The sequence below is a fragment of the Pedobacter sp. GW456-11-11-14-TSB4 genome (assembly GCF_059424425.1).
This window is the reverse complement of sequence record NZ_JBWKZK010000009.1, coordinates 55311-67908: the sequence shown is the minus strand read 5'-3', so window position 1 is coordinate 67908 and position 12598 is coordinate 55311. Positions and strand designations below refer to the sequence as shown.

Annotated in this window: 8 protein-coding genes; 5 read left to right on the top strand and 3 right to left on the bottom strand. The window is 35.1% G+C overall.

The window, feature by feature from the left end:
- Window positions 1–1205, bottom strand: a 1205-nt coding sequence (locus AC07XU_RS18280) for a hypothetical protein (RefSeq protein ID WP_494945079.1), incomplete at its 3' end; no start/stop codon positions are given.
- Window positions 1206–1625: 420 nt separating this feature from the next.
- On the opposite strand from AC07XU_RS18280, the gene AC07XU_RS18275 reads away from it, so the two are divergent.
- Window positions 1626–3035, top strand: coding sequence for a sensor histidine kinase (locus tag AC07XU_RS18275; protein ID WP_494945078.1), 1410 nt, complete (start codon window positions 1626–1628; stop codon window positions 3033–3035).
- Window positions 3036–3048: 13 nt separating this feature from the next.
- On the opposite strand, the gene AC07XU_RS18270 is transcribed toward AC07XU_RS18275, so the two are convergent.
- Window positions 3049–3696 (bottom strand): response regulator transcription factor, encoded by a 648-nt coding sequence (locus tag AC07XU_RS18270; RefSeq protein ID WP_494945077.1) that lies wholly within the window; start codon window positions 3694–3696, stop codon window positions 3049–3051.
- A 426-nt stretch (window positions 3697–4122) separates the two neighbouring features.
- Here AC07XU_RS18270 and AC07XU_RS18265 point away from each other — a divergent pair, with 426 nt between their 5' ends.
- Window positions 4123–4599, top strand: coding sequence for a hypothetical protein (locus tag AC07XU_RS18265; RefSeq protein ID WP_494945076.1), 477 nt, complete (start codon window positions 4123–4125; stop codon window positions 4597–4599).
- A 456-nt stretch (window positions 4600–5055) separates the two neighbouring features.
- Here AC07XU_RS18265 and AC07XU_RS18260 read toward each other — a convergent pair whose 3' ends face one another.
- Window positions 5056–6858, bottom strand: coding sequence for a M61 family metallopeptidase (locus AC07XU_RS18260; RefSeq protein ID WP_494945075.1), 1803 nt, complete (start codon window positions 6856–6858; stop codon window positions 5056–5058).
- A gap of 207 nt (window positions 6859–7065) precedes the next feature.
- Between AC07XU_RS18260 and AC07XU_RS18255 the strand changes: the two genes are divergently transcribed.
- From AC07XU_RS18255 to AC07XU_RS18245, 3 genes are read left to right on the top strand one after another with little or no spacing between them, the layout of a single operon-like run.
- Window positions 7066–8157, top strand: a complete 1092-nt coding sequence (locus AC07XU_RS18255; RefSeq protein ID WP_494945074.1) for an efflux RND transporter periplasmic adaptor subunit — start codon at window positions 7066–7068, stop codon at window positions 8155–8157.
- On the top strand, window positions 8154–11273 hold the full coding sequence (locus AC07XU_RS18250) for an efflux RND transporter permease subunit (RefSeq protein ID WP_494945073.1): 3120 nt from the start codon (window positions 8154–8156) through the stop codon (window positions 11271–11273). Before AC07XU_RS18255 ends, AC07XU_RS18250 begins: the two co-directional genes overlap by 4 nt.
- Before the next feature lies 1 nt (window position 11274).
- A complete protein-coding gene (locus AC07XU_RS18245; protein ID WP_494945072.1) occupies window positions 11275–12585 on the top strand; it encodes a TolC family protein in 1311 nt (436 codons plus the stop codon).
- Window positions 12586–12598: the final 13 nt, after the last annotated feature.

Here is a 12598-nt window from a genome sequence, read left to right as displayed (position 1 = left end):
TAGGTCAATGTTGAGGTATAGGCACTTCCGTCAACGCTGTAGGTCTCCCCTGCAACTGCCGTGATGGCAATGCTGCCCGTTGGCGTGCCGCAGACCGGTTGTGCGCTTACCGCAACAACTGGTGTTACCGCCTCTGTTTTTGCTGCGTCTATCGTAACCGTGGCTGCTGTAGAGATACAGCCATCCACACTTTTTGCAGTTACGGTATGACTGCCCGGTGCCAGACCGGCGTAGGTCAATGTTGAGGTATATGCACCTCCGTCTACGCTATAGGTCTCCCCTGCTACTGCTGTAATGGCAATGCTGCCTGTTGGCGTGCCGCAAACCGGTTGCGTAACCGAAACAACTGGAGTTACCGCCTCTGTTTTTGCAGCGTTTATGGTAAACGTGGTTGCTGCAGAGATACAGCCACCGGCATTTTTTGCTTTTACGTTATGGCTCCCTGGAGCTAAACCAGTATAGGTTAATGTTGATGAATAAACTCCGCCATCTACGCTGTAGGTTTCTCCTGCTACTGAAGTAATGGCAATGCTACCTGTTGGTGTACCGCAAATTGGTTGAGTAACAGCAACTGTAGGGGCATTTGGTACTGATACTGGATTAGTAATAGTGGTATTACCTGTTATATTAAGCCCGCAGGCATCAGTAACACTTACAATATAATTATCAACAGGCAAAGCTGCAAAATCAAAACTAGTAGCAGAAATAGAACCGCTACTTTCTAAGACTGTACCAGGTGCAGCTTGCTTTGCAATGGTATAGGTGAAAGGTGCTTTACCACCAGTAATAGTAGTACTTAAAACAGCTGTAATATCCGGACAAGTTGCCGCTTTTGATGGTGTACTGATTCCTAAGTCTACATAACCATTGCTTAGGTTAATAGGTGAACTAGAGTAAACTGTACTAGACGCTCCATTTAATTTACCCCTAACGATATAAAAACCGTCTGATAAATTATTAAAAAATGGGTTATTAGTATATTGCGTAGCATCCCCTGCCACCGGTGCAATAACAGTACCTCCTTTAACCAATTGAAATATTGGTGATGCACCTAAACCTGTTGCTGAGGCAAATATAGAACCTTTATCTTTACAACCTGTTGTTGATACAGTTCCACTAACGGTTTGTGCTATTGCAGCACTCCCAATACCAACAAGGCTCGAGAATGTGAGCAAAAATAATAAATAAGTAATTTTTTGTTTCATGTTAATTCTTATTAACGATTACACTTCTGCCATGTATCTGCCAGAAAATGTTTCATTGGTTTGATTTATAATTATTTTTGTGTAAATTTCGCTGCATGATAAGCGAAATAACTACATCGTATTTCTTATCTCAAATAGTTTACCTCCTTCCCTCTTAAGAAAGAGCGTACTGTTTAAGCATTAATTTTTTTCCAGTCATCATGGTTGTCTTTCTTTAGTATATAATTACTACACAAAAATGCTGACGAAATCAAGACGATAAATAGCCCTAAAACATCTAAAAAAATACCCCAAAATAGGGGTGATAAGCATACCATGTTTATGGGGGATTATTTGTTAAAAAAAATATCTTCTTTTGCTATTGAAAATATTAGTTGATTTCAATGAAGATTTTAATATATATATAATTCAATTTAAGGGATGCTCAATAATTATAATCTTGGGGATATTATACCGCTTATTACTATTGGCGCTCTATCTATTACCGCTATTTACCATAGCATATTATATTATTTTAATAGTGAAGTATTATTAGGTAAACACTGCTTATTCTTGTGGATAGCTTTTAGCTTTTTGGTGGTTGCCACAGTAGATTTTCAAGAAAGTACTTTAGTAGTAACTAGCTTACAATATTTATTAAGCTCTGCCGTTTTTTGGCTTTCTATTTTATCCTATTTAAACTTGTTACTCACCATATTAGATGTTGATCAACTTAAAAAGCCACTTCTTCTTAAAATGGTTGAGAAAACATACTTTTTTACTCCATTATATTTTATAATCAGATTTCCGGCCTTAATTTTCCCAATACAGGATGAAAAAAAACTATTGGTTTTTGGTTATATTATAGATGCCTTTATCTTCCTTATATTTATATACTTGCTTTTTCTTATCATAACCTATAAAAAAAGAGATTTTAACAAATACATTGTTATTGGCAGCTTCTTAATGATATTTTTCAACATCTTTACTTCTTATACCTATAATAATCAAGAGTATATTTTGGGCTTAAACTCTATTTCTTTTATATCTTTAGGTTATTTTAGTTCAATTATCTTTTTTTCGCCTGTGGTAGGTTTAGAAATTAGATCAAGTTTAAAAGAAAAGTATGCCGCAATGGCAGAGGCTACCAAAAAAGGATTGGAATTAGAGCTGGAAAAGAAAAAACTAATAGAGGCTCTGTTGGCTTATGATCATGAAGTACAAACCGAAAGAACAAAAGCAATAATTACACAGCGTAAATTAATAGGACGCAAATTACATGATGAATTGAGTGGGAATTTGGTAGCTCTGCGTTATTTAACAAGAGATTTTAAAATAAAAGCAAGCAATTTAAACGAAAAAGTAAAGTTGCAGGAAATTGAGGATGAAATTAATAATATTTATAATTATACACGAAACTATAGTCATGAGCTTGCATTAAATGTAGACATGGATAAAGACAACTTAGCTTATGATATTCCTTCGTGTCTTGAAAAACTTGAAAATCAATTTACTAAGATTGGATTAATTAACGTTAATTCTAATTTACATGCACAAGAATTAGTAAGGTTAAGTATTGAACAAAATAATCATTTATACTTTTTCATAAAAGAATGTTTTTCGAACACAATTAAACATTCTAATGCCGCAAATATTTGGGTAAGTATTCTTTTTTTGAATGAAAAATGCACAGTTAGTTTTGTAGATGACGGTACCGGTTTTAACAGTACTGCTACAGAAGGTATTGGCTTAAGTAATTTAAAAAAAAGAGCTATAGATTTAACTGCAGATTTTGAAATCAGAACCGATGAAATGGGTACTGTAATCAGAATTGCCTTTGACCTCCATTAAAACACTTGTTAATCTAACCTACAAAAGTTGGATAAAACATGCCATATTTAATTGCTTTTAGAATCAAATCTGGGGTACGATTAACTTCCATTTTGCGCATCAATTGCTTCATGTAGCTCTGGATTGTATTTTTGCTGAGCGACAAATCTGAAGCAATTTCTTTTACAGTTTTTCCATTACATACGTGCTGCAATAATTCCTTTTCTCTTGGAGAAAGGCTAAATTTTACAGCTTCAAATAACTGAGCTTGCAATAAAGTATCTTTTATGCTATCGCCAATGTATGATCTGTTTTCTTCTGCATTTACAAATTTAATGGCCCTTATTAACTCATCTATTGATGCATCTTTACACAAATAGCCATTTGCACCAGCTTGAAATGAATCTCTAATCATATTAGCATCAACAACTGTTGATAACACCAAAATTTTTAGTGCCGATTTCTTTTTAGTGAGACGACAACGTTTAATAACATCAATACCATTTATATCTGGCATTAACATATCTACAATTAAAATGTCTGTTTTAATCACATCTAAATGTGCAAAATAATTTTCTGCATTATTGTACACGTTTATCGTTTTAATAAATTTAAATTCTGCTAAAGAAAGTTTTAGCAAGTCAGACAATAAGCTATGATCATCAAGTATCGTTACATTCATTACTTATCAATTATCAAACAATATTCCAAAACATTAAATTAACTATATTTAACTGTATTAGCCATAAAATGAGAAAGTTATATAGCATATTGCGGAAAAAACACCACGACAATACCCAATTTTTTTGCAAAAATCCCCAGTTCGATTGAGTTTTACTTCTTAAAAACTGAAATTTAACCATTTCCTCTCCAAACTCATCAATCAGACATGTCGAAATACTTTTTTAAAAAAATTCAATCTTAACTACTAAAATTTTTAAGCTTAAAATTTATAAACTAAACTGAAGATTTTATTATGCGAAAAAACTCATCCTATTAGCAATTTCCATATCATCAGATATTTTGAAAATTTAATTAATAGTTAAATTTTAAAACGGCATAGAAGTTGTTATGCTGATATCATTATAAAATTATAAAATATACGATTATGAAAAAATTATTATTATCCCTTATCACTGGTGTTGCAATTTTTGCAATCAGCACAACTGACGTAAAAGCGCAGGATTACAAAAATGCAATTGGTGGACGTTTTGGTAGCTACAACGGTATTACATTTAAAACCGGCCTAAATAACAAAGCAATGCTTGAGTTAATCGGTAACTTTAGAAGCTCTAGAAACGTTGATTATTTACAGTTAACTGCATTATATGAAGTTTACAACCCAATTGGTGGTGCACCAGGTTTAAACTGGTATTATGGTGGTGGTGGTAGCATCGGTACCGTAAAAGTAAGAGATTTTGATAGTGAAGTATCATTAGGCTTAAACGGTGTTTTAGGTTTAGATTATAAATTTAAAGGTGCTCCAATTAACTTGTCTTTAGACTGGATCCCAACTTTAAGATTAACTCCTGATACTGATTTTTACAGTGGTGATGTTGGTTTAGGTGTAAGATTTACTTTCTAATAAATAGCCAAAATTCATAAAATCCCGTTAAGCTTAATTGCCTAACGGGATTTTTTGTTTTACTTTTTTATTTCCTAGAGCTAGAAACTATAGATTATATATTTTCAGAAGCGCAAAGCCTCTACAACTATTAATGTTCGTCCCGCCATCCGCTGCAATCTTTTGGTAATTAGTTTTGCAAAGCATTAAAGTAAATGCAACCAAAAGTATTTTCGCTGCTGTCGGAGGCTATATAAATTCTGCTGTGCTTAGCAGTAAATATTGGATTTTTAAACCATATTAAACACTACATATGTTAACACTTAAGTTGTTTGAAACATTTTTTTAATAGCTACAAAAGAAAAAATGTTTAGCTCTACTTAATAAAAACTCAATAAAAAAATCCCGCTAGGTAATCTAACGGGATTAATCTCTATTGAAAACTGATAACTGAAAACTCTTAACTGAAAACTGATACTATATCCCCATCCATTTTTTGCGAACTGCCATTTGCGCTGGCGTTGCATCATCTTTAAGGGTACTTTTAAATCTAACAGCAGGGTTTGCAGTTAAAGTAATATCTAAATCTCTTTTAATGCCATCTCTAATAATGCTAACCTTAACAACATCACCTACATTTTTATTAGAAATTTGGCTCATCCTATCTAAACCCATTTCTGCAGGTGCACCATCAATAGCAACAACCTCATCATTAACATTTAAACCACCATTCCAAGCTCCAGAACCTCTGCTTACGCTACCTATAAAAACTCTGCCCGAACCTGCCGATGCTCTTGCAGCAGCTGCACCTAAATAAGGAATGCTTTTGCCTTCATTTTCATTTACTACCTCAATGCCAGCGTAAGCGAAATATTTTGCATATTCAACATCATCAGTTCCTGTTACATATTTATTCCAGAAATTAGTAAAACTAATGCCGCTAATTTTTTCGACCATTGCTTTAAACTCAGCATCTGTATAACCCCTTTTTAGGGTTTTGCATTGTAAATACATGGCTTTCATTACATCATCTAAACTTTTAGCTCCTTTGGTAGCATTTACAATTTCTAAATCCATCATTAAACCAACAACCTGACCTTTGGTATAATAAGAGATAAATGTGTTATTCGCATTTTCTGACGGGCGATATGCCGGGTTGATCCAAGCATTAAAACTAGACTCTGCTGCCGAGTTAATTTTAGAACCCGGTGTATTCATTACAGTACCAATTGAGCCTAAATTGCTAGTCACAAATTCTGCTGGTGTATTAAAACCTGCTCTCAACATCATTTTTGTTGGATAGTATGAGGTAAAACCTTCTGCTATCCATAAGTTGGTTGTGTAGTTTTCGTTCTCATAATCAAACGGACCTAAAGCTATTGGGCGTAACCTTTTAACATTCCATAAGTGAAAATACTCATGTGCAACCAAATTTAAAAAGCCTGCATACCCTCTATCACTTGTATAGGCATTTCTACTCGCCCCTAAAACGGTAGAGTTCAAATGTTCTAATCCACCTCCACCTTGTGCATAATTGTGTACAATAAAAGTGTAATGTTTATTTGGGTTTTCGCCAAAAACAGCTGTTTCTTGCTCAACTATCTTAGCCATATCAACTTTTAGTTTTTCTTTATCATAGTTACCACCACCGTACATGGCAACTTCATGCCTAACACCGGCAGCATTAAACTCAAAAATATCTTGGTTACCAACTTCAATAGGGCTATCGAACAGAATATCAAAATCTGATGCCGTATAGGTAAACTGTTTACCTACAACTGGTTCTAAACCTGTACTTACTTTATCCCATTTACCAAAAGGAATAATTTTAACTGTACTCGGGTTTTTGATCATCCCGGCAGGAAACATAAAAATACTTGCTGGCGATAAAAAAGCGTGAGAATCATCTATAAATGCAGTTCGTACAGAAATTTCGAATGCATAAACACGATAATTGATTTTAACCGCATTAGCCTTTGCATTGTAAACTCTCCACGTGTTTTTGTTTACCTTTTCGGTTTTTACCGATTTGCCATTTACAGTTGCACCAAAACCTTCTACACTTTTGGCAAATTCACGCACCAAATAAGAACCTGGCGTCCAAACTGGCATTTTAACATCTACAAAGCTTTTTGCAGCAACGCCTGCAATATCCATTTGTACTTCGGCGTAATGTGCTTGTGGTTCTTTAAAACTTACTTCAAAGTTTATTTTTACTTGAGATTTTGCGGTCATTGTAATTGAAAGTAGGACAACTAATCCTAAAATTGATTTTCTCATTGGTTTGTTATTTTGCTTGTGTGAGATAGCAGTATTTAACCTTTAAATAGAACTATCTGCACCAATATAGTTGAAATGTAATTGACAAAATTAAAATTTCTGATATTTTTAACCACTTAAAATAAAATTAAAGCTGTAACATATTAAGTACATCAAATTTAAACACAAACATTTGAATAATTTTGCACGTTACATTCGAAAATACACATGAAAAAAAGATATATTTTTTATATCATCCTTGCCTTAGGATTAGCCTACTTAATTTATCATAGAATAACTGAGAATAAAAAAATGTCTGGTGAAGGTGGCCCTGGAAAAGGGGCAGCTGGTGCAAAAGGTGGCGGCGGACCAGGCATTACCGTAGAAGGAATTGTGGTTTCAACCCAACCATTTAATAGCAATCTGGAAATCTCTGGAACAATTGAACCAAATGAATCTGTTGCTTTACGTAGCGAGGTTGCAGGTTTAGTTACAGGGATCTATTTTAAAGAAGGCACAAACGTAAGCAAAGGAACGCTGTTGGTTAAAATAAACGACAGAGATATTCAGGCTCAGTTACGTGATGCACAAACCAAACAAAATCTTTCGGCAACAAGTGAGGGAAGAGCAAAACAGTTGCTGCAAAAAGGCGCAATAAGTCAGGAAGAGTATGATACATCATTGGCTGCATTTCAATCATTTCAATCTCAAACACAATTAATTAGAGCTCAATTAGCTAGAACATCTATTGTTGCTCCATTTAGTGGCAAAATAGGTTTAAGAAATATTTCTGTTGGAGAATATTTAACGCCAACAACGCAAATTGCAAACCTGATGAGCGTAAATCCTGTTAAGGTTACCTTTTCTGTACCAGAGAAATATGTAAGTCAGATCAAGCTCAACTCAACCATCACGTTCAAAACTGATGCATCAAGTAAAACTTACACAGGTAAAGTATTTGCAGTAGAGCCAGGTATTAGTCAGGATACTAGAACGTTACAAATTAGAGCTTTGGCGCCAAACCCTAATAACGAACTTTTACCAGGTTCTTTTGCACAAGTAAACCTCACCTTAGGCACTATTAACGATGCCATTCTTGTGCCAACGGAGGCAATAATACCTGTACTAAAAGGTAAGGTTGTTTACGTAACGAGAGATGGTAAAGCGCAACAAGTACCTGTAGAAGCTGGCACACGTACAGCTGAAAGTATTTTAATTACATCAGGTTTAAAAGTAGGGGATACTGTTTTAACCACAGGATCTATGTCATTAAAACCAGATGCACCTGTAAAGGTAAATATTGTAAAACCTAAACAATGAGCATTTCAACCACGAGTATAAAAAGACCGGTTCTTGCCATTGTAATGAACTTGGTAATTGTTCTTTTTGGGATAATTGGCTATAACTTTTTGGGCATTAGAGAATATCCATCTATTGATCCGACCGTTGTTTCGGTGAGAACCTCCTACCCTGGAGCCAATTCTGATATCATAGAATCTCAAATTACTGAACCGTTAGAAAAATCAATCAACTCCATTGATGGAATTAGAAACATTTCTTCGTCGAGTAACCAAGGCTCTAGCAATATCACTGTAGAGTTTAATCTGGGTAAAGATATTGATGAAGCGGCTAATGATGTAAGAGATAAAGTTTCTCAGGCATCAAGAAACCTGCCGACCGATATTGATGGTTTACCAACCGTAACTAAAGCAGATGCCAACTCCGACAACATCATTTCGATGACGATACAGAGTGATAAAAGATCTGTAACTGAACTAAGTGATTTTGCTGAAAATGTAATAGCCGATCGAATTCAGACCATTCCGGGTGTCAGTGGAGTGCAGATCCAAGGTCAGAGACGATACGCGATGCGAGTTCGTATAGATCCAAATCGCTTAAGTTCATTTGGTTTAACCACACAAGATATTATTGCTTCGTTAAATAATGAAAATGTAGAACTTCCCTCTGGTAAACTAACTGGTGCAACTACAGAATTAACGGTAAAAACATTAGGTAAATTAACTACGCCTGAAGAGTTTAGAAATTTGATTATCAAAAATGATAGCTTAAACGTAGTAAAACTGCAAGATGTAGCGCAAGTTGATTTAGGTTCTGAAAATGAAGAAACTGTTTTAAGAGAATCTGGCAAACCCATGGTAGCAGTAGCAATTCTTCCTCAGCCAGGTGCTAATTACTTAGAAATTAGCAAGGAATTTAATAAGCGTTACGAAAAGTTGGTTGAAGACATGCCAGCAGACATAAAGCTAAATGTTTCTATTGACAGTACTTTGTTTATTAAGCGATCTGTTACCGAGGTAGCCGAAACGATTTTGATTGCATTGGTATTGGTAATTCTAATCATCTATTTGTTTTTTAGAGATTGGGCAATTGCTTTTAGGCCACTCATTGACATTCCTGTTTCGCTAATTGCTACCTTTTTTATCATGTACATTTTCGGCTACTCAATAAATGTATTGACCTTATTGGCTATTGTTTTAGCTACTGGTTTGGTGGTAGATGATGGTATCGTAGTAACGGAAAACATCTTTAAAAAAGTGGAGGAAGGTTTATCGCCTATTGAAGCGGCCATTAAAGGCTCAAATGAAATATTTTTTGCGGTAATCTCTATATCTATTACACTAGCAGCGGTATTTTTACCCGTTGTATTTTTAGAAGGATTTGTGGGCCGGCTCTTTCGAGAGTTTGGTGTTGTAATTGGCGCCGCTGTATTAATTTCTGCGTTTGTATCACTTACTTTAACGCCAATGCTTAATGCTTACCTTATGAAAAAAGGTGGACATGAGCCAAGCCGTTTTTACAAATTTACTGAGCCTTATTTTGTTAAATTAAATGAGGCATATAAGTCTAATTTAGAGAAGTTTTTAGCCAAAAGATGGTTAGCCATCCCTATTTTGATTGTTTGTGTTGGCCTAATTGCGCTGTTTTGGAATTTGTTACAAAAAGAAACTGCTCCTTATGATGATAGAAGCGCAATTAACATGAATTTAAGTACACCAGAGGGATCATCTTTTGCGTTTACAGATCGTTTTATGGGTAAGGTAGCACAAATGGTTACCGATTCTGTACCAGAAAAAAGAGTGCTTATTACCATCACTTCGCCTGGCTTTGGTGGAGCAGGCGCTACTAACTCAGGCTTCGTAAGAATGGCATTAACTGATCCTGGAGATAGAGAACGAAGCCAAAAAGAAATTGCTGATCAGCTTACTAAAACCACAAAAAAATATACTGAAGGTAAAGTTACCGTAACTCAACAACCTACTATTTCTGTAGGCAGACGAGGTGGTTTACCGATTAGTTACATCATCCAAGCACAAAATTTTGAAAAGCTACGTGAAAAGGTGCCTTTGTTTATGGATGAGGTTGCTAAAAACCCAACATTTACAACTTCTGATGTAAACTTGAAATTCAACAAACCAGAAATTAACTTGACTATTGATAGAGACAAGGCCAGAAATTTAGGCGTTTCAATTGTAGATATCGCACAAACGCTTCAATTGGGTTTAAGTGGTCAACGCTTTTCTTACTTCTTCATGAATGGAAAGCAATATCAAGTAATTGGGCAGTATGATGTGAGCGATCGTAAAGATCCTTTAGATTTAAGCTCGGTTTATGTGAGAAATGATAAAGGAAAATTAATTCAATTAGACAACTTAGTTACTGCTAAAGAAGAAAGTAGCCCACCACAGTTGTACAGAAATAACCGTTTTATTTCTGCCACAGTTTCTGCAGGTTTAGCGCCAGGCAAAAGTATCGGCGATGGAATTGAAGTAATGGATGAAATTGCCGCAAAGGTCTTAGATGAAACTTTTAGCACCGATTTAAGTGGCGAATCTAGAGATTTTAGAGAAAGTTCATCAAATACTTTATTCGCCTTCGGATTGGCATTATTACTAGTTTATTTAATCTTATCGGCACAGTTCGAGAGCTTTAAAGATCCAATTATTATTATTTTAACTGTGCCAATGGCTGTTGCCGGTGCATTTTTATCACTTTGGTTATGCGGCCAAACTTGGAATATCTTTAGTCAAATTGGAACCATTATGTTAATCGGTTTGGTAACCAAAAACGGAATTTTGATTGTAGAGTTTGCCAATCAGTTAAAAGAAAAAGGCGCTACCGTTGAAGAAGCAATTAGAGAAGCATCGGTATCAAGATTACGTCCTATTTTGATGACGAGTATTACCATTGCCGTTGGTGCGTTGCCTATTGCCATGGCCTTGGGTGCAGCTGCCAGAAGTAGAATGAGTATGGGTACCGTAATTATCGGAGGGACAATTTTCTCTCTGGTTTTAACATTATTCGTTATCCCAGCTATTTATTCTAAATGGAGTAAAGAGCACAAGGAAAACAAAGATTTGACAGATTCATTGGCATCAGCAGAAGCTGATGAAAGAGCGGAGCAAAATAATATTTAACATGAAACTGAGGTATTTTATATTTTTCATCGCCCTTTGGCTAATAAATACGAGTGTTTTTGCGCAAGAGGTTTTAACCTTACAAGAGGCTATTTCTATTGCGCTAAAAAATAACTACGACATTAAATTAATTAATAATGAAGCTAGCATTGCCAAAAACAATGTAAATTTAGGTAATGCTGGTATTTTGCCAGTTGTTGCCGGAACATTTAGCACTGGCGGAAGTAGACAAAACACAGTACAAACACAATCTACAGGGGTACAGAGAATTGTTGATGGTGCTAGAAGTACAAATATGGGCTATGGTGTTGGACTTGATTGGACCATTTTTGATGGCTTTAGCATGTTTGCCAATTATGATAGATTAAAGGCATTAGAAGAACAAGGAAAAATTTTAGCCAAATCTCAAATATTAACTACTGTTAGTGATGTAGTAAGCGCTTACTTTAATGTGGTTAAGCAACAACAATTGGTTACCGCCTCTGATAGCGCCATTAACGTAAGTACATACAGACTTAGAATTGCAGATAATAAACTTGAATTGGGTAGAGGTTCTAAACTTGATGTGCTTTCCGCAAAAGTAGATTACAATACAGATACATCGGCTTATTTACAGCAAAAGAATTTATTAAGCAATTATCAAGTTACTTTAAATCAATTATTGGCTCGAGACCCAATTACGCAATTTGTGGTGCCGAATGACATGAACATTGACGAAAACTTGAATTATGCAGATATGGCGACTAAAACCCAAATGCTTAATCCGGAGTTACAGAATGCGATGATAAGCAAAAAAATTGCTGAGCTTAATTTAAAGGTAGTGAAGGGCAACCGATACCCTTTGGTATTGATAAATAGTGGCTATGATTTTAACAGAAATGCAAACCCTACTGGTTTCAGTATTAGATCAAGATCTAATGGTTTTACGTATGGCTTAACAGCAAGCATACCAATTTTTAATGGTTTTTTACAGCGCCAAAATGAGAGGAATGCAAAAATTGCCATCAACTCTTCTGAGTTAACTATTGAAAGAACCAGGCAAGAAATTATTGCGCAGCTAACAACTGCTTATCAAACTTACAGTACTTTTTTAGGACTAGTAAAATTAGAAAAAGCCAATGTTGATATTGCTAATGAAAACCTAGATATAACGTTAGAAAAATACAGACTGGGCAGTATTGCTCCTTTAGAGTTAAGGGAAGCACAACGAAATGCTTTAACAGCGCAAAGCAGATATTTAGAAATACAATATCAAGCAAAGTTGTCAGAAATTTCGCTTAAAGAGTTAAGTGGAACATTAAATATTCAATAATTTACTATTTTAG